The 17972-nt window shown below is 66.7% G+C and carries 21 protein-coding genes; 7 read left to right on the forward strand and 14 right to left on the reverse strand.

Going from position 1 to position 17972, the window contains the following annotated elements; genetic code table 11:
* The 9 genes from cysD to ACS5PK_RS05065 all read right to left on the reverse strand — a co-directional run.
* Positions 1–957, reverse strand: a 957-nt coding sequence (cysD, locus tag ACS5PK_RS05025; RefSeq protein ID WP_439439165.1) for a sulfate adenylyltransferase subunit CysD, incomplete at its 3' end; no start/stop codon positions are given.
* Entirely contained in the window at positions 954–1751 is a 798-nt protein-coding gene (locus ACS5PK_RS05030; RefSeq protein ID WP_439439166.1) for a phosphoadenylyl-sulfate reductase, read from the reverse strand. The genes cysD and ACS5PK_RS05030, both read right to left, overlap by 4 nt.
* Positions 1752–1762: 11 nt before the next feature.
* Positions 1763–2260, reverse strand: a complete 498-nt coding sequence (locus ACS5PK_RS05035) for a DUF934 domain-containing protein (protein WP_439439167.1) — start codon at positions 2258–2260, stop codon at positions 1763–1765.
* A 20-nt stretch (positions 2261–2280) separates the two neighbouring features.
* Positions 2281–3972 (reverse strand): nitrite/sulfite reductase, encoded by a 1692-nt coding sequence (locus tag ACS5PK_RS05040; protein WP_439439168.1) that lies wholly within the window; start codon positions 3970–3972, stop codon positions 2281–2283.
* Positions 3973–3991: 19 nt separating this feature from the next.
* The gene (locus ACS5PK_RS05045; RefSeq protein ID WP_439439169.1) at positions 3992–4759 is read right to left on the reverse strand and encodes a sulfite exporter TauE/SafE family protein; all 768 of its coding nucleotides are present in this window, start codon (positions 4757–4759) and stop codon (positions 3992–3994) included.
* Positions 4760–4953: 194 nt separating this feature from the next.
* A complete protein-coding gene (locus ACS5PK_RS05050; RefSeq protein ID WP_439439170.1) occupies positions 4954–5370 on the reverse strand; it encodes a TerB family tellurite resistance protein in 417 nt (138 codons plus the stop codon).
* 34 nt (positions 5371–5404) lie between these two features.
* Entirely contained in the window at positions 5405–5671 is a 267-nt protein-coding gene (locus ACS5PK_RS05055) for a zf-TFIIB domain-containing protein (RefSeq protein ID WP_439439171.1), read from the reverse strand.
* Between the two features lie 20 nt (positions 5672–5691).
* The gene (locus ACS5PK_RS05060; RefSeq protein ID WP_439439172.1) at positions 5692–6408 is read right to left on the reverse strand and encodes a Bax inhibitor-1/YccA family protein; all 717 of its coding nucleotides are present in this window, start codon (positions 6406–6408) and stop codon (positions 5692–5694) included.
* A 26-nt stretch (positions 6409–6434) separates the two neighbouring features.
* Complete coding sequence (locus ACS5PK_RS05065) at positions 6435–6776, reverse strand: HPF/RaiA family ribosome-associated protein (protein WP_439439173.1); 342 nt, start codon at positions 6774–6776, stop codon at positions 6435–6437.
* A 173-nt stretch (positions 6777–6949) separates the two neighbouring features.
* Here ACS5PK_RS05065 and ACS5PK_RS05070 point away from each other — a divergent pair, with 173 nt between their 5' ends.
* A complete protein-coding gene (locus ACS5PK_RS05070) occupies positions 6950–7384 on the forward strand; it encodes a TerB family tellurite resistance protein (protein WP_439439174.1) in 435 nt (144 codons plus the stop codon).
* 21 nt (positions 7385–7405) lie between these two features.
* Here the strand turns inward: ACS5PK_RS05070 and ACS5PK_RS05075 are convergent, their stop codons facing one another.
* Positions 7406–8287, reverse strand: a complete 882-nt coding sequence (locus tag ACS5PK_RS05075) for a LysR family transcriptional regulator (protein WP_439439175.1) — start codon at positions 8285–8287, stop codon at positions 7406–7408.
* Positions 8288–8384: 97 nt separating this feature from the next.
* On the opposite strand from ACS5PK_RS05075, the gene ACS5PK_RS05080 reads away from it, so the two are divergent.
* The 4 genes from ACS5PK_RS05080 (at position 8385) to ACS5PK_RS05095 (ending at position 9907) form a co-directional block, all read left to right on the forward strand.
* A complete protein-coding gene (locus tag ACS5PK_RS05080; protein ID WP_439439176.1) occupies positions 8385–8813 on the forward strand; it encodes a hypothetical protein in 429 nt (142 codons plus the stop codon).
* 84 nt (positions 8814–8897) lie between these two features.
* Positions 8898–9056, forward strand: coding sequence for a hypothetical protein (locus ACS5PK_RS05085; protein ID WP_439439177.1), 159 nt, complete (start codon positions 8898–8900; stop codon positions 9054–9056).
* A gap of 15 nt (positions 9057–9071) precedes the next feature.
* Positions 9072–9311: a hypothetical protein gene (locus ACS5PK_RS05090; protein ID WP_439439178.1), complete on the forward strand. Its 240-nt coding sequence runs from the start codon at positions 9072–9074 to the stop codon at positions 9309–9311.
* Positions 9308–9907, forward strand: coding sequence for an exopolysaccharide biosynthesis protein (locus ACS5PK_RS05095; protein ID WP_439439179.1), 600 nt, complete (start codon positions 9308–9310; stop codon positions 9905–9907). The genes ACS5PK_RS05090 and ACS5PK_RS05095 overlap by 4 nt, the downstream gene beginning before the upstream one ends.
* Positions 9908–10230: 323 nt before the next feature.
* On the opposite strand, the gene ACS5PK_RS05100 is transcribed toward ACS5PK_RS05095, so the two are convergent.
* The 3 genes from ACS5PK_RS05100 to ACS5PK_RS05110 form a co-directional block, all read right to left on the reverse strand.
* The gene (locus tag ACS5PK_RS05100) at positions 10231–12969 is read right to left on the reverse strand and encodes a collagenase (RefSeq protein ID WP_439439180.1); all 2739 of its coding nucleotides are present in this window, start codon (positions 12967–12969) and stop codon (positions 10231–10233) included.
* Between the two features lie 529 nt (positions 12970–13498).
* Positions 13499–14422, reverse strand: a complete 924-nt coding sequence (gene ybiB / locus ACS5PK_RS05105) for a DNA-binding protein YbiB (protein ID WP_439439181.1) — start codon at positions 14420–14422, stop codon at positions 13499–13501.
* 5 nt (positions 14423–14427) lie between these two features.
* The gene (locus ACS5PK_RS05110) at positions 14428–15060 is read right to left on the reverse strand and encodes a thiol:disulfide interchange protein DsbA/DsbL (RefSeq protein WP_439439182.1); all 633 of its coding nucleotides are present in this window, start codon (positions 15058–15060) and stop codon (positions 14428–14430) included.
* A 310-nt stretch (positions 15061–15370) separates the two neighbouring features.
* On the opposite strand from ACS5PK_RS05110, the gene ACS5PK_RS05115 reads away from it, so the two are divergent.
* Positions 15371–15898, forward strand: coding sequence for a hypothetical protein (locus ACS5PK_RS05115; protein WP_439439183.1), 528 nt, complete (start codon positions 15371–15373; stop codon positions 15896–15898).
* A 380-nt stretch (positions 15899–16278) separates the two neighbouring features.
* On the opposite strand, the gene ACS5PK_RS05120 is transcribed toward ACS5PK_RS05115, so the two are convergent.
* Entirely contained in the window at positions 16279–17325 is a 1047-nt protein-coding gene (locus ACS5PK_RS05120) for an ornithine cyclodeaminase (RefSeq protein ID WP_439439184.1), read from the reverse strand.
* A 188-nt stretch (positions 17326–17513) separates the two neighbouring features.
* Here ACS5PK_RS05120 and ACS5PK_RS05125 point away from each other — a divergent pair, with 188 nt between their 5' ends.
* The gene (locus ACS5PK_RS05125; protein WP_439439185.1) at positions 17514–17939 is read left to right on the forward strand and encodes an Lrp/AsnC family transcriptional regulator; all 426 of its coding nucleotides are present in this window, start codon (positions 17514–17516) and stop codon (positions 17937–17939) included.
* The last annotated feature ends 33 nt before the right edge of the window (positions 17940–17972 follow it).

Here is a 17972-nt window from a genome sequence, read left to right on the forward strand (position 1 = left end):
GAAGTAGCCCTCTTTCTTTCGGCGCTCCATGGAGGCGTCCGAGGTTCTGTCGTCCATTCGCGTGGCGCCACGCTCGCTGACCGTCACCGTCAGGGTCTCGGCCACGATGTCGGCAGCGCTGGCAGCGTCGCTCTCCACGGGGCAGGTGCAGGTCATGTCGCCCACGGTGCGGAACCGCACGGTGGCGGTCTCGATCTGTTCACCGGCCTCGGGCGGCGTGACCTCGGTCAGCGGCACCAGCAGGCCCTTGCGGCGGATCACCTGGCGCTGGTGGGCGTAGTAGAGCTGCGGCAGGGGGATGTTCTCGCGCTGGATGTAGAGCCACACGTCCAGCTCGGTCCAGTTGCTGATGGGGAAGGCGCGGAAGTGCTCGCCCGGGCGGATGCGGGTGTTGAACAGGTTCCACAGCTCGGGGCGCTGTTCCTTGGGCTGCCACTGGCCGAAGCTGTCGCGGTGGCTGAAGATGCGCTCCTTGGCGCGCGCCTTCTCCTCGTCGCGGCGAGCCCCGCCGATCAGCACGTCGAAGCGGTGCTCCTCGATGGTCTCCAGCAGGGTCACGGTCTGGTGGCCATTGCGGGATTCCAGCGGATGCGCGAGGCGGATCGTGCCCTTCTTGATCGAGTCTTCGAGGTGCCCGACGACCAGGCGCTCGCCCATCTCCGCCACGCGGCGGTCGCGGAACTCGATCACTTCGGGGAAGTTGTGGCCGGTGTCCACGTGCACGAGCGGGAAGGGCAGCTTGCCCTTGAACTCGTTGCCGGACACGCGTTGCTTGAAGGCCTTTTCCGCGAGGCGCAGCACCACGCAGGAATCCTTGCCGCTGGAGAACAGCAGGCCCGGGCGCTCGAAGGCGGCGGCGACCTCGCGCAGGATGAAGATGGCCTCTTCTTCCAGGTGGTCCAGGTGGCGGTGGTCGACGTTGGCGACCAGGTGTTCCAGATTCACGGGGGCGTTCATGCAGTCGCTCCAGACTTCAGATCTTCATTGCTCTTGGCCTTGTGCAGGCCGCATTCCTTGGCGTCTTCACTCTCCCACCACCAGCGCCCGGCGCGGAAATCCTCGCCCACGGCGATGGCGCGGGTGCAGGGCGCGCAGCCGATGGAGGGCATGAACTGGTCATGCAGGGCGTTGTAGGGCACGCCGCGGGTTTGGATGAAATGCCAGACATCGGCCCAGCTCCAGGCGGCCAGCGGGTTGAGCTTGGTGCGGCCCTGGCCGTCCGGCTCGCTGAAGGGCACTTCGGCGCGGTTGGCGGACTGCTCGCGGCGCAGGCCGGTGATCCAGGCGCTGCGGCCGGCCAGCATGCGGGAGAGTGGCTCCAGCTTGCGAAGGCCGCAGCACTCCTTGCGCAGGGCCAGGCTCTCGTACATGGCGTTCTCGCCGCGGGTCTTCACGAACTGCACGACGGCGTCAGCCACGGGCGTGAAGACCTGCACCTCGATGCCGTACTGCGTGCGGATCTGCGGGATCAGCGCCAGCGTCTCGGCGTGCAGGCGGCCGGTGTCCAGCGTGGCGACGGCCACGGGCAGCTGCAGCTCGGCCAGCAGGGCGGTGATGACCATGTCCTCGGCGCCCAGGCTGCTGGACTGCAGCAGCTGCGCGCCGTACTGGGCGTGGGCCTCGCGCAGCAGGGCACGGGTCTCGTCCAGGCGCGCGTCGAAGCCGGCGGTGGCGCGGGCGTAGAGGCTGATGGCCGAGCTCTGCGGTGCCTTGCCCAAGGGCAGGAAAGAGACGCTGTCGGATTGGCTCATGAGGTGGCTCCTCAGGCGTGGGCTGCCAGCAGCTTGGCGAAGTGGGGGCGCGGCTCGCTCACATCGCCCTGATAGTGGCCGGGGAAGAAGCCCAGGGCGCGTTCGGCGGCTTCGCGGTTCTGGTCGCCGCGCAGCTGCACGGCGTCGAAGCCGGTGCGGGCCAGCAGGGGCAGCATGTCCACGAGCACATCGCCCACGGCGCGGATCTCGCCGCTGAATTTGTAGCGCACGCGCAGCAGGCGGGCCTGGGTGTAGGCGCGGCCATCGACCCACTTGGGGAACTGCAGCGCGATCAGCGCGAGGCGGGGCAGGTCGGCCACCAGCTCTTCTACGTCGAAGTCGTTGGCGAGCAGCACGCCCACGGGCAGGCCGGCGGGCCAGGTATCGCGCACGGCATGCCACTGCTCCAGCGTCAGCAGCAGGTGGGCGGTGGCGCTGGGGTGGGGCACGGGGCCGTCCTCGCCAGCCGCGCGATGCCATTGGTCGTGGTGGGTGTCGATGAACTTCATGACGGTCTCTCTTGCAGTCTTCAGCGCGCGGCGGTGGAGGAGCGGACGGCGTTGGCGGCGGCCTTGAAGGGCTCGATGCCGACGCGGCGCACGGTGTCGATGAAGCGCTCGGCGGCCTGGCGCTCGCGCTTGTAGGTGCTCACCACGGACTCGATGACGTCGCTGACCTCATCGGCCGCGAAGGAAGGGCCGATCACCTTGCCGGCCTGCGAGGCGCCGGAGAGCGTGGAGCCGTCCGAGCCGCCCAGGGTGATCTGGTACCACTCGGTGCCGTCCTTGTCGACGCCCAGGATGCCGATGTGGCCGCTGTGGTGGTGGCCGCAGGAGTTGATGCAGCCGCTGATGTGCAGGTCGATGTCGCCGATGTCGTAGAGCTCGTCCAGGTCCTGGAAGCGCTCGGTGATCTCGGCGGCGATGGGCAGGGAGCGGGCATTGGCCAGGGCGCAGAAGTCGCCGCCGGGGCAGGCGATCATGTCGCTGAGCAGGCCGATATTGGGCGTGGCGAAGCTGTTGTCGCGGGCGGCCTCGAACAGGGCGGGCAGCTCGCTCTCGCGCACCCAGGGCAGCAGCAGGTTCTGGTCGTGTGTCACGCGCAGCTCGCCCTGGCTGAACTGGTCGGCCAGCGCGGCGGCGGCGTCCATCTGGGCGTCTGTCACGTCGCCCGGGGCCTGGCCCACGCGCTTGAGGGACAGCGTCACGGCGCGGTAGCCGCTCAGGCGGTGGCCGTGCACATTGCGCTCCAGCCAGCGCTTGTAGGCGCCGGGCTGCACGCCCTCGAAGATGTCAAGACCTGGCACCGCGGCCACGCCGGCCGGCACCACGAAGCTGGCGGCCACGCGGTCCAGCTCGGCCTGCGGGATGATGTGCTCGTGGCCGGCCGGGTCGTCCTGCAGGATCTGCGCGAACTCGCGGTTGACGTCGTCGATGAAGGCCTGGCCCTCGGCCTTCACCAGGATCTTGATGCGGGCCTTGTAGGCGTTGTCGCGGCGGCCGTAGCGGTTGTAGACGCGCACGATGGCCTCGATGTAGACGAGGATCTGCTGCCAGGGCAGGAAGTCGTGGATCTTGGTGCCAATCACCGGCGTGCGGCCCATGCCGCCGCCCACCAGCACCTCGAAGCCGACCTCGCCGGCCTCGTTCTTCTTGAGCTGCAGGCCGATGTCATGCCAGGCGATGGCGGCACGGTCCTCGCGGGCGCCGGAGATGGCGATCTTGAACTTGCGCGGCAGGAAGGCGAACTCCGGGTGCAGGGTGCTCCACTGGCGCAGCACCTCGGCGTAGGGGCGCGGGTCGACGATCTCGTCGGGGGCCACGCCCGCGGTGGCATCGCTCGTGATGTTGCGGATGCAGTTGCCGCTGGTCTGGATGCCGTGCATGTCCACATCGGCCAGCAGGTCCATCACGTCGGCCGACTTGACCAGGGGGATCCAGTTGTACTGCAGGTTCTGGCGCGTGGTGAAGTGGCCGTAGCCGCGGTCGAACTCGCGGGCGATGCGGGCCAGCTGGCGCAGCTGGCGCGAAGACATCACGCCGTAGGGCACGGCCACGCGCAGCATGGGGGCGTGGCGCTGCACGTACCAGCCGTTCTGCAGGCGCAGGGGGCGGAATTCGTCGTCGGACAGGGTGCCGGCCAGGTTGCGCTCCAGCTGGTCGCGGAACTGCGCGGCGCGGGCGTGGACGAACTGGCGGTCGAAGTCGGTGTAGGCGTACATGTCAGTTCAACTCAGGAATTCAGTGAAGCACTTTCCAGCCGGCCATCAGCAGGGAGGCGCACAGAAGGCTGCGGATCACGCCGTCGGGCAGTCGGCGGGTGGCCTGTGCGCCCAGCCAGATGCCGGGGATGGAGCCGATCAGGAGGGAGCCAAGCAGGGCCCAGTCCACATGGCCCAGGCTGGCGTGGCCGAGACCGGCGACCAGGGTCAGAGGCACGGCATGGGCGATGTCGCTGCCCACGATGTAGCGAGCCTCAAGCCGGGGATGGATCAGCAGGATCAGGGTCGCGCCGATGGCACCGGCACCGATGGAAGAGAGGGACACCAGCACGCCCAGGATCAGGCCGCTGATCACGGTCAGCGCCGGCTTGCGGTGCTCGGGGAGGTAGCGCTCCAGGCGCAGGCCCACGGCCTGCCAGGTGGGGCGGAAGGCCACGACCAGGGCGGTCAGGAAGAGGGCGATGCCGAGGGAGAAGGTGAGGGCACTGGCCCAGCCCTTGGTGATGCCGCTGAAGTGCATCAGGGCCACGGTGGCGATGGAGGCGGGGATGCTGCCGGCCAGCAACTGGCGGACGATGTCCCAGCGCACATGGCCGTGGCGGCTGTGCGCCACGGAACCGGAGAGCTTGCTCAGCCCGGCGAACCAGAGGTCCGTGCCGATGGCCACGGCCGGATTGAGCTTGAAGACGGACAGCAGCAGGGGCGTCATCAGCGAGCCGCCGCCCACGCCGGTGATCCCGACGATGGCGCCGACGCCGAAGCCGCTGGCAATCGCTACTCCATCCACATCCGCTCCTCATGGCAGCCCCATTGGCAGCCTAGGTGGCGGACTGTAAAAGTCCTTTATATATATGAGAACTACTGAATCGTAGATTGCTTATGGTCTATTTGGAATAAAGGCTTGATAAAGCTCATGACGGCGTCAAGGCGCAACCACGGCAGCCGCCAAGCGCCTCGATAGGGCTTTGGCAAGTCAGCCGCTCAGTTCGGCGCGGAAGGCCGGAACATCTCATGGGCCAGGCCCCAGTGCTCCACAGCGGCCGTCAGCACGATCGACTCGCTGTCGTGGATCCGGGCGTCGACTTCTGCCAGCTGAACGCATAGTCGCAACACCTTCAACCGCAAGGCTGGGGCCTGGATTTCACTCATCAGATGCGCCAGGGTGCGTTCGTCCACCGGGCATACATCGGCCCACTGCAGCTCGCCGCTCGACAGCAGGTCTTCGCAGACGCTGTCCAGCAGCGCGCGCAAGGCCTGCCGGTCCAGCCCGAGCTGATCGTGCGCGCCAAGACGATCGAGCAGCTCGAGCTCGGCGTCGGCGATGTTGCCATCCGCGAGCACCGTCAGCGCGACGATGCGGGCGGCTGCCTGCGGACTGTTCACGGGATAGCTGCGCATGAGGATTCCCCTTTTGATGTCGGACGGACGCAGATCAATCGAAGATGTCGCCAAGCCAGGACTTCTTGCGGCCGCTTCGCGGGTCGCGGCCATGCTCGTAGTCGGAATCGGCGAAATGCGGCTGCGAACGTGCTGCCGTGTTCGGGGCGGCGCTCGGCGTCAGCGTCGCCGAACGCTCGATCAGCTTGTCGAGCTCGCCGCGGTCGAGCCACAGGCCTCGGCATCGCGGGCAGTAGTCGATCTCGATGCCCTGGCGCTCGCTCATCACGAGCAGGGTGTCGGGGCAGGCGGGACATTTCATGAGGTGCTCCTGCTGTGGGCTCACTCGTCCGAGCTGCCGAAGCCGAAGAGGCTCAGCAAGCTCGTGAACAGGTTGAACAGCGAGACATACAGGCCGACGGTGGCCAGCACGTAGTTGGTTTCGCCGCCATTGACGATGCGGCTGGTCTCGAACAGGATCAGCCCGGCCGACAGCAGCGCCACCATCGCGGCCACGGCCAGGCCCAGCGCCGGCAACTGCAGGAATACGGCGCCCAGGCCAGCGATCAGCGCGATCACCATGCCGGCGAACAGGAAGCCGCCCATGAAGCTGAAGTCTCGCCGGGTTGTCAGCACCCAGGCCGACAGGGTCAGGAAGGTGGCGCCCGTGGCTGCGAGCGCCATGGTCACCACCTGGGCGCCGCCAGGCAGGGCCAGTGACTTGGCCAGCACCGGCCCCAGCGAATAGCCCATGAAGCCTGTCAAGGCAAATACCGCGGGCAGCGCCCAGCCGCTGTTCTTGAACCTGTGGATCGCGACGAGCAGGCCGATGTAGCCCACGAGGGTCAACAGAATGCCTGGCGCCGGAAGCTGGAACGCCACGCTGGCCGCAGCGACGGCAGCGCTGAACAGCAGCGTCATCGACAGCAAGGCATAGGTGTTGCGAAGCACGCGGCTCGTCAGTGCGGCATCTGCGGGGGCGGAGCGGCCTGCGAGTTCCGGCGCCGGGTGCCCGGATTCCGGGCGCGCGGTCGAGGGGAGGGGGTTGAGGGTATTCATGGTGTTGGGTCCTTGGTTGCTTGAGGTCAGCGGTCGAGGCCAATGAGGCGCTGGCGCAGGCAGCGGGAGTCACTGCTGCGGCGCCACAGGCGCATGAGGAAGCGGGCGGCGCGGGCCAGCGCCTGGTCCAGCGCGGTACGCCAGTCGCTGGCCACGGAGGCAACGACCACCGATCCGGCGCCGTCGGTCCGCAGCTCCACCTGGCAGCGCTTGTCGATGCCGCCGCGCGGCCCGTTCACGTCAGACATCTGTACCTCGGCGCGCGGAACCAGCCAGCCCAGGCGCCGCAGCACGAAGCGCACACGGCGTTCGGCCAATTCGCGCAGCTCGGTGGCCTGGGGGTGGCGGGACTTGAAGAGCACTTGCATCACGGATCTCCATCGCTTGACTGACAAGCGGAATCTGGGGCTGCGGGGCTATCCGTAAAAGCAGCATTTGGAAGACGAAAATATCGGAAAACCTGAACGAGTCGGACCATTCAGGCTGCAGACTTCAGGGTTTGTCGGCCTTCACGGCCCATCGACATCCGAGGACATCCGCCATGCGCAGCTATCCCCATAACAGCCCCGAGGCTGCCGCCCGCATCGTGGCGCTGGTGCTCATCTCCGACGGGCAGGTGTGCAGTGCCGAGGTCGACATCCTCAAGCAGTTGGGCGCGGAGCGCGAACTCGGGCTGGAGCCCCATCTGCTCCCGCACATCGTGCACACGCTGTGCGAGGAACTCCTGGCCAGCGGGCCTGCGGCAGGAGCGCGCATGATCCAGGTCGACGACAGCGACCTGGCGTCACTGATGGCCGAGATATCGGATCCGCTGCTGCAGAGAAAGGTCCTGCGCCTGTCCTTGGCCGCTGCACAGGCAGACGGTCAGTTGGCCGATGGCGAAACAGTTGTCCTGGACGCCGCGCGGCATCACTGGCGCTTGGTCGATGGTCAGGAACCCATCGCCACGACATCGGCGTGGCCGTACGCGAGCTGATCTGAGCCGCTCCAGCTGTGGTCAGGGACGAGCCGCGGCGAGCACCCGCGCCACCAGCGGATGATGCTGGCCACGGCGCGAGCGGATGGCGTGAATCTCCTCCCTCACGCTGTCGCTGCTGCCGAGCAGCCGAAGACCTCGCATCAGGCCGATGTCGTCGGCGCCGAGCCGGCTGACCGGGAACACGCCCAGTCCACGGGCGGCAAAGACCGCCATCAGCGCGCTGTCCTCGAACTCGCCGACGATGCGAGGCCGAAGGGCCTGCGTCTCGAACCAGTGGTCCAGTGTCTGGCGCAGGGCCGAGTGCCCCGTGGGCAGTAGCACCGGCAGCTCGTTCAGGCAGTGGGGGAAGCGGTCGCGCTCAGTCCTGCCGACCCACCGGGCAGGCCCGTACCAATCCACCGGCGAAACAACGAGCCGCTCGCTGGTCAGGCGCAGGTTCGCGTTGCGCGGCGCCGCCTGCCCGGCCAGCACCAGGTCCAGCTGATGCAGCGCCAGTTCGCTGAGCAACTGCTCGACCTCGCCCTCGTGGCAGACCAGCCGGAGCTGGGGGGTGCTCAACACCGGCTCCAGCAGCGCATGGGCCGCGAGCTTGGAGATGCCGTCGGAGAGCCCAACGGCCAGTCGGGCCACCTTGCCGTTGGCTGCTTCACGCACTTCGTCGGGGATGCCCTGGCCGAGCTGGAAGATCTCCTCGGCGCGCGCGAAGGCGGCCTGGCCTGCTTCGGTGAGCGCCACCCCGCGGCCCGCCGGCTTGAGCAACTGGTGGCCCAGTGACTTCTCCAGCTCGCGCACCTGCGCGCTGATGGTCTGCACCGCCATGTCCAGACGCTCGGCGGCACGGGCGAATCCGCCTTCCTTGGTGACGACCCAGAAATAGTGGAGATGCCGGTAGTTCAGCATGCGTCCTCCTGTGCGGAAAAACCGAAGTTTAGATGCGTGTAGAACTGGTTTGTCCGAAGCGCATGGATGCCCACACTCCTGGGCATTCGAATGCCACATGCAAGGTCCGGTCATGCACTATGCCCTCAGCTGCTTCCTCGTCGCATCGCTCATCGCGCTTTGGTCGCTGGTCGTCTGGGTGCTGCATGCCCTCGCTGCATGGACGATTTCGAACGCCGCTGCGCTCACAGGGGAGGCGACGGACGCCAGCGCCTTGCCGGACTGGCTGGAGGCCTGGGTGCCGACGGAAATCACCCAATGGCTGGGCCAGCTGCTGACTGAAGTGAGGCCGCTCGTTGACGGCCTGCTTCAGGCCGTCCCTGCCTTGGAGGGCGGCTTGACCGTGGCGGCCTGGGTGGCCTGGGGCCTCGGCACCGTGTTGCTCCTGTTGCTGGGCGCCGGTCTGCACCTGCTCATCGCACTGTGGCGTAGCCAGGGTGCTGGGGCAGGTCCCCGTGCCGGCGGCGCTCCCCAGGCGGCGAGCTGAGCGCGCCGCCCCTCTCGTCACCGTCGCAAGATCCCTCACACACGCCACCTCACCACCACCACCACCATCACCATCACCATCACCATGGACACCAGCACGCTCCTCTTCACCGTCCTGACCGCCTGCATGGTTGGGGTTACTTGGCAAGCCTGGCGCCTGGGCAATGAGAAGCGCGACGTCGTGCTACTCGGCGTCCTCAGCGGCCTGATGGGCGCGGGCACGGCCGCGACAGCCATCCTCTGAGCCCGGGGGCAGGACATGGACTTGCTGCCGCCCTGCCTCTCGGCCGACTCCATGGGCAGGCCCGCCCGGCGTCTGATGGCCTTTGTCGGCATCGTCGTCGCGGCGCTGGCAGTGGGCGGTACCTTCCTGCTGAGTCTCATCGGCGAGATCCCGGCCGTGATCTCGCTGGGCGTGACCTTGGGTCTGATCGCCGGTGGGGGGCGGGTGTCTTTGCGGAAGACGTGCGAGCAGCCGGCGGGCGAGGTGGCGGCGTGACGCCGCCCATCGTGCGCCGCCTGCGCGATGCCGCTGCGACCCTCCAGGACGAGCGCGTGTCGATGCAGGCCATGGCTCAAGCCCATGGGCCCGAGGCCCACGGTGCCTTGCTCCTGCTGCTGGCCATGCCCTGCCTGCTGCCGGTGCCCGGCGTAGCCACGGCGCTGGGCATGGGGTTGGCGGTGCTGGCCGTGGCGATGTGGCGCGGGCGCTGCGCGTCAGATCTGCCCAAGCACGTGGCAGCGCTTGAGCTGCCGCGCCATTGGGCGCAGCGGGTCCTGGTGGGGCTGGCGTCCGCCTACGCCTTGGCTGGACGCCATGCCCGAGCCCGGCTGAGCCATCTCGCATCGGCTGGCCGACGATCCGGCCTCGCCCTCGTGGTGGGGATGATGGCGGCCATCATCGTGATGCCGATCCCTTTCGGCAACGTCCTGCCCGCCATGGCGCTGTCCTTTATCGGTCTGGGGCTGGTGTTTCGCGACGGACTGGCTGTTCTCATGGGCTTGTTGGTGGCTTGCCTGGCGGGAGCGGTCACGACCGGTCTCGTGCTGCTGGCATGGGGCTGGGGCAGCGAATGGATTGCAGTCTGGGTCTGATCGGACAGAGACTGTTCGACGCGAGCGGCGATCCTGGGGGCTCCGCACGCTGCTTGAGGGCAGGGCACGGATAGAGGCATGGCACTGTTCCACCACGAGCGCCGGCCGCACGGCGCCTTGGGCTGCCGACCTCCTGTCGCGGTACGCCGTGAGTGGGCCGACGCTGATCACGAACGCCCCCCTGACTCACTGCCTGCGTGGCTGTACATGGCGTGCGCGTTCCCCCTCTCCCAGACCGTGCCATGAAAAAGGCGGCACACCCGCATCTCCTGCAGAGGCGCCGCCTGGCCGGCCAGGAAGCCCCGGCCCTCAGCTCATCTCGCTCAGTACTTGGTGCTCAGGCTCAAGCCGCTGAACGCCGTCTTGCCCGACACCGTCAGGTAGATGTAGCCCGGCGTGTACACCGGCACCACCACGGTCTCCGCGTTGCCGCTGTTGGTGGAGCGATAGTTGTGCGAGGTCGGCGAGGCCCAGCCCTGGGTGTTGACGTAGAGGTCGGCGTTGCCGCTGCCACCACTGGTGCTGATGCTCAGCTGCACATTGGGCTTGTCCACGTAGATGAAGTAGTACAGCAGATCACCCGCAGCGCCAGCCAGACCGGTGCGGATGCAGCCGTTGCTCATGCTGTCCGTGCGCGTGGGGCAGGTGGACGGCACGGTGCCGGAGACCGACACGGACTTGGAGGTCGTGGTGCTGAGACCGCTGTTGTCCGTCACCTTGAGCTTCACCGTGTAGGTTCCACCTGCGGCGTAGGTCTTGGCGGGGTTGGCGTAGGTCGAGGTGCTGCCGTCACCGAAGTCCCACAGGCGGCTGGCGATGGTGCCGTCAGCGTCGGTGGAGGTGTCGGTGAAGTAGGCGGTGAGACCCGTGGTGCCGACGGAGAACGCGGCGACCGGCGGTTGCGAAGTCGGGTTGGAGACGCTCACCACCTGGGTCGTCGTGGTGCTCAGCTTGCTGTTGTCCGTCACCGTCAGCTTGACCGTGTAGTTGCCGGGGGCGGCGTAGGTCTTGCTGGGGTTGGCGGCGGTGGAGCTGCTGCCGTCACCGAAGCTCCAGAGGCGGCTGGCGATGGTGCCGTCGGCGTCCGTCGAGGTGTCGGTGAAGCCCACGGTCAGGCCGGAGACACTGGTCTTGAACGAGGCCATCGGCGCCTGCGGGGTCGGGGAGCTGCCGCAGTTCACGCCCGTGGTGGCCACGCTGCCCAGCCAGGTGCGGAACTCGCTGTCGTAGCGGGTGCCGATGGTGCTCTTCAGCAGCTTGCGTGCGCCGGTCCAGTCGCCCTTGCGGTACAGGCCCAGCAGGGTGGTGACGTCCGCACGGTGCTTCTCCAGCATGAAGCTGACGGCGAGGTAGCCCCAGTTGTAGACGCGGGTCTGGTCGGCGTTGTCGTAGGTGGTGTCGAACAGCGTGCTCAGGGCGTAGCGGTAGGTGCCGGCCTCTGTGAGGGCATTGCTGTAGCGCACATTGCGATAGCAGTAGGACACGTGCTCGGCCAGGCCCTCCACCCACCAGACGGTGGGCGTGGTCATGTTGGCGCTGAAGTCTCCGTACATGTCGAAGCGACCATCGAGGTAATGGGTGTACTCGTGGTTGAGGTTCCAGACCTCGAAGTTCGGCTTCACCCACTCGGCTTCATAGGCGTAGAAGCGCGGCACGTTGCCGGCCTGCGCAGGATTGCCCTCCATGTACATGCCGCCGTTGTTGGTGTCGATACCGAAGAGCGGGCCGGCGTAATCCTGGTAGTCGTGGCTGCTGTCGAAGATCACCAGTTCGAGGCTGGTGTTGTTGTCGTTGGCGACAGGGGTGCGGTTGGTCTGCAGCTTGTTGTGGAAGTAGGCCTCCTCGTTGATCACCGAGGTGCAGGTGGCGTTCAACTCGGCAGCGCTCATGGACTGGGCGCGCAGCGTCAGGCTGGGGCTGCAGACCTGCTTCAGGGGCAGCACGGCGGCTTCGGCTCGGGGTTTCCAGTTGCAGCTGCCGTAGGTGTTGCACTGGCCAGCGTCGTAGTAGTCCGTCATATCGGCCAGGCCGATCCAGATGGCCTGGCTGGGCGTGCCCAGGCCGCTGCGGTTCATCAGCGCCTGGACCTGCGAGCGGGTGGTCGAGATGATGGTCGGGTACTGCAGGAAGCGCGACAGCTCACGGGCGGCATTGCTGACCAGGTAGCTCTCGGTGGTGCCGATCAGGTTCCAGTTGCGGTTGGTGAAGTCGTTGACCGCGTACTGCAGCGTCAGGTCGGACTTCACCAGGGCCTGGTAGTCGGCGTTCTGGTGGCCGCGCCACAGCACGGTGAAGGTGTTGTTGACGGCCACCTTCATGTAGTAGGAGCTGTTCCAACTGCTGGTGTAGGAATCCAGCAGGCGCTTGACCACCCAGGCGTAGCGTGCGTTCTCGGTGGACGAATCGATCAGGGTGACCGACTCGGCCAGCACCTCGCCGTTGGCGTCGGACACGCCGAAGATGCTGCCATTGCCAAACAGGGTGTCGAGGGCGCCGCGCAGCGCAGTCTTCAGCGTGCTGCCGTAGGTGCCCACGGAGCTGCTGTCGTTGTACTGCACGTAGTAGCCGGCACGCAGGAACAGGACCAGCTGCAGCACGCCCGTGCTGTTGGTGCCGTTGTAGCCGGCGGCGTAGCTGCGCAGACCATCGGCAACGCTGCGCATCTGGGACTCGTTGAAGGCGCGCTGGGCATCGGTGCCGCGCAGGCTGAAGAGGGAGTTGACGCAGTCGGCGGTGCTGGTGCGCACCGCCTCGACCAGGGCGCTGCCGGTGCGCGTGGTGAAGAGCGTGGTATCGCAGGTGGCAGCCAGGGCGGCCTGCTTGTTCACGCTGAGCTTGCTGCGCTTGGCGTTGTCAGTGCTGGCGCGCGAACGCTCAGCGGACACTGGCGGGCGCTCCTTGGCGTCAATGGTCTTCGACTCCGTGTGGCGGTGCAGGCTGTGCTGGCGGCTGTCGGCCTGCTGGTTCTGCGGCATCGGGCCGGAGGGGAGCGAGTCTGCATGGGACAGGCTCAGGCAAAAGGACATGGCGAGGCCAAGCCCCGTCAGAGTGGGGGTTCGCATGGGAGGGTTCCGATTCAAGTTGAGGGGAGGGAGCACCCGGTCGGCCGGACCGGGAACTGCCGGCTCGCCAAGAGGCCGAGCCGTGTATCAGCAGTCCTGCGTACCACAACTATGTACATCTGCTGATGACAATATATTTGACGTACACAACAAATATTTAACAAGAGGGAATCCCTGAGGTGTTGGTGACGCTTTGTATCGGCTTGCGCCAACGCTCACTGCTTGCTTCACAGGCGCCAGCCTTGAGCCCAGACAGTCAGGCCTGGATCGCCAAGGCCCGTGACTAGACAAGCGGTTGCCGGGGTTCAGCAGCGCTGCCATGGGGCCTCTTGGGCATGATCGCAGCGGCCCCGAGGCACCGGGGCGGGCGGGCTGCGCTCATGGGAAGACCTGACCCGCCGAAAGGGATGAGGTGCTTGCGAGTGCAACTGCGTCACCGCACTTGCGAGCATGCGGAAACATCTTGAGAGCAGCCGCCTGGCACTGGCTGGGCAGCCGGGGGGATTTGCTTGGACGCCGCTGCCCGGCCTCAGCCTCCGGCCAGCGCTTCCAGGGCTTGAACCTGCTCGGCAATGCGCGCCGGCAGGGGCTGCCGATCTGACAGCATGGCCTGGATGAGGGCGCTGTTGTCCTGGATGCCAGGCTGCTCCAGCAGCGGCTGCGACAGGTCTTCGTCCCCGGTATGCAGCTCGGAGCTGCCGTCCGGTCCGAAGCGGCGCATCCAAGCCTTGCGGCGCAGATGAGCATGGGCCTCGCCTTCGCAGGCGCGCATGAGCAAGGCCTGGCCGTTGCTGTCGAGGCACAGGCGGGGCAGGGCTTCGCTCATGCTGTCCAGGTACTCGGGGTGAGTGACCGCCACCACGCGCAGGCTGCGCCCGGGCGCTGGGTCCAGCAGCTTGGCCATGATGTGGGCGCTGTTGCGCACACCCAGGCGCTGGCGCAGAGCCATCAGGGCGTCCAGGCCGGGGCACAGCAGACTCAGGGGCGCCACCGCAAGGCGGCGGGACTCCAACTGCTCCTGCAGCTGTGGTAACTGCTGCGCTGGCTCCAGGCCCAGTGCTCGGAGCAGCTCGAAGGAGTCTTCGCGGGTATCGAAATCATGCCGGCCATGGATCAGCACAGGCACGCCGCGCTGGGCCAGCAGCAGGGCCACCAGGGGCATGAGGTTGGCCAGCTTGCGGGCGCCGTTGAGCGCCGGCAACAGAACCAGGCGAGGCCCCCGGGGCACTTCGATCCGCGCGGTGCGTACCTGCAGGGCGTCGTGAAAGCCCAGCAGCTCCTCGCAACTTTCTCCCTTGATGCGCAGGGCAATCAGCAGGGCGCCCAGTTCCATGTCGGGCACCTGACCGTCCAGCATCTGGCCATACAGCGCGCAGGCCTGCTCCCGGTCCAGGCTGCGGGCGCCGCGCGAGCCGCGCCCGACTTCCTTGATCAGCGCCCCGTAGTGAACCATGGGCGTCAGGCCCGGGGCAGGGTCAGGAGATGATCCAGGGTGGCCAGCACCTCCGGGTAGCCTTGCGCGATGGAGGGGCTGGTCACCCAACGGCCATTGACGACGAGCGTGGGCACGCCATGGTTGCCCAGGGCGGGAGCCAGGCTGTTGGCCTGCTGACACTTGGACTGCACGCCAAAGGACTCCGCCATCTGCTTGAAGCGGGTGCCATCCACGCCCAGCTTGACCAGCTCTGCCGTCGCGCCCTCCAGGTTCTGGAACTTGCTCAGGTCGGCCTGCACGGCACTGAAGACCTTGGCATGCAGGGGCTCCAACTGCCCCATGGCCTCCAGGGCGTAATAGACCTTCTGCGTGACCTTGGCGATGGGGTTGATGATCAGGGGCACGCGCCTGAACTGGACCTTGGCGGGCTTGCGGCCCAGCCACTGATGCAGGTGCGGCTCGAAGGCGTGGCAATGCGGGCAGGTGTAGGAGAAGAACTCCAGGACTTCGCCGGCTGCGGCCGTGCCTGACAGCGGCGTGCCCAGTCTGAGGTATTGCTTGCCTTCGACGGGCCGCGATTGCGCCTGACCCAGCGCAGGCAGGGCGAGCGCGGACAGCCCGGCGCTGCCCTGGATGATGAATTGACGCCTTTGCATAGACCCTCTCGGTGACAGATGGCGCATTGTGCAGGAAGGCAGCCTGGCGGCCATGGGCCTGCTCATGGTCTTCAGCCGAACCTAAGAATCAAGGCGTGCTGTGCCACCGCGGGCTGAGGAGGAAGACAGGCAGAGGCTCTGAGGAGGGCTCCGGAAAGAGTCCGACACTCCCATGACTTGTCACGCAGGCGACACTGTGGCATCCGGCCCGCAAGTCCCGTCCCTTATCCTAACGACACAAGTCTGCTTCTGTGACACAACAGTTACACTGGCGCACACAGGGAGTTATCCAGTTGTATGGGGATACCTCATGAAAACCAGAGAAGTACAGATCTATACCGGTGAACAATTCACCGTTCCGCAAGGCGTGCAGCGCATCGACTCCCGCTCCACCCATGGATGGCAGTTGCGCTATGGCGGCACCAAGTTCTATTCCGACAGCAAGTTCCCCGGCGGTGCCGGGGGCGCACTGGCTGCAGCGACCAAGGAACTGCTCAAGCGCGTGGCCAAGCTGCCTGCGCCCACCCGCCTCAAGCCTGAACCCAATGCCAACAAGACCAGCGAGCTGCCGGTGGGCATTTCCGGCCCCATCGTCCGCCAGCGCCGCGGCAAGCTGAGGGATTGCAGCTTCACCGTGCTCTTGCCCCGTTATGGCGAGCCGGCTCGCCGCCGCAGCGTCTACATCGCCTCCGAGTCCACATACACCGTGGAGCGTTACATGCAGGCCCTTGAAAAGGCCGTGGTGCTACGTCAGGAGGCCGAGGACCTCTACCGTCAGGAGGCCACCAAGGCCAAGCGTCGGGAGGCGCGCGCCTTCAAGGCGACCATGGCTGCCTGAGGCAACCGGCAAGGCGAAGCGGCGTCCCCGGGGGCGACCGCTTCGTGGTGTCGAGCGCCCGGCCACGGCCTGGACGCAGCAAGCGCATCGGCCTGGGCCGACTCATGAAGAATGCAGAGCAGGGCTGCCAGCAAGGCGAGGGCCTGGATCTCCAGCACCCTCTTCAGATTGGGACTCATGCGGCACCTCCTTGCCCCCTGCCAGAACGGTGGCGGGAACGTTGCTAGAACGTCCGCCAGAACAGCGGCGGAGTCGTCGGACTCGTCGCTTCAGGCGCATCTTCGGCTGAGCCGGACGCAGTCTCTATCGCTCCGTCGGGGGGAGGCATGCCGCCCTGATGGGGGCCTGTTCACCATGTGGGCAGGCCGCCTGAAGCCCTCTCAGGCAGCCTGACGCCGCGCCTGCTCCAGGCCCAGCCCGAGTTCGCCGAACAGGTCCTTGGGGTCGCTCATGCGCGGCACCAGGCTGATTTCGCTGCCCAGTCCCAGTTCACGGGCGCAGTCGCGCAGCAGGCGCAGCATGGAGAAGTCCTCCAGGGCGAAGCCGACCGAATCGAAGACGGTGACTTCCTGGGCGTCCCGCCGTCCCGGCGCCTGGCCGGACAGCACACGCCAGAACTCCGTCACGGCGAAGTCAGCGGGCATCTGCTGGATGTCCCCTTCGATCCGCGACTGCGGCTCGAATTCCACAAAGACGCTGGCGCGCTCCAGTACGCCGCGATGCAGCTCGGTCTTGCCGGGGCAGTCTCCGCCCACGCCGTTGATGTGCATGCCGGGCTCCAGCATTTCAGGCGTGATGATGGTGGCGTTGGCCTTGTCGGCCGTGACCGTGGTGACGATGTGCGCGCCCTGAACCGCCTCGGCGGTGCTCTGGCAGGGGACCAGGCGCAGGCCCGGCACGGATTGGAGATGGCGCATCAGCTTGGCCGTGGCCGCCGGGTCGATGTCGTAGAGACGGATCTCCTCGATGCCCAGCAGGTAGTGGAAGGCCAGGGCCTGGAACTCGCCTTGCGCGCCATTGCCGATCAGGGCCATGGTCTTGGCGTCCGGACGTGCGAGCCGCTTGGCGGCCATCACCGAAGTGGCGGCGGTACGCAGGGCGGTGCTGATCGTCAGCTCGGACAGCACCTGGGGGGTGCCCGTGGCTACATCGGCAAGGGCGCCGAAGCCCATCACGGTGGACAGGCCGAAGCGGTAGTTCCGCGGGTGGCCGTTGACGTACTTGAAGGTGTAGAGCTCGTGGTCGGCGATGGGCATCAGCTCGATCACGCCATCGTCCGAATGGGTGGCCAGGCGGGGCGTCTTGTCGAAGTCCTGCCAGCGCAGGTAGTCCGATTCCAGGTAGCCCACGAGGCGCTTCAGCAGCTCAGGCAGCCCCAGTCGTTGGGTCATTGCAGCAACATCGTGCGTGCTCAGCAACATGGCCATGAGAAGTCTCCGTTGTTGTGATGGACATGATTCTTCTCAAGCTGTGCGTTAGAAAGAAGCGCAAAGGTTGTTCAAAAACTCAAGGTTCATTGCCATTTTGGCAGTCAAAATTGCCATAATGTCAAAATTCGCAGACATCAGGGGTGCCACGATGCGCTCCACCCCTGTACCTGCTGCCGGAGCTGCCCATGGATACCCTAGACCAGCAACTGCTGGCGCTGCTGCGCCAGGATGCCCGTGCCACAGTGGCGACGCTGGCCGCGAAGCTGAAGGTCTCTCGTGGCACGGTGACCAATCGCATTGCCAAGCTGGAGGACAGCGGGGTGATCGTGGGCTACACCGTCAAGCTGCGGCCCGATGTCACGCCCAATGCCATCACGGCCTGGATGAGCATCGCCGTAGAGGGCAACAAGACCCGGGAGGTGATCGCCATCCTGCTGGGTGAGCCCGGCGTGTCCGGCCTCTTCGACACCAATGGCCGCTGGGACCTGCTGGCCGAGCTGCGCGCCGCAACGCTGGGCGAGCTGGCCGAGGTGCTGGAACGGGTGCGCCTGATCAAGGGCATAGGCGCGACCGAGACCAGCATCCACCTGCAGACTTACAAGCTGTCCTGAGCTGCCCGCCGCCCGCCAGCCAGTCGGTCTGCG

Source organism: Roseateles sp. DB2 (genome assembly GCF_051857535.1).
Taxonomy (GTDB): Bacteria; Pseudomonadota; Gammaproteobacteria; order Burkholderiales; family Burkholderiaceae_C; genus Roseateles_B.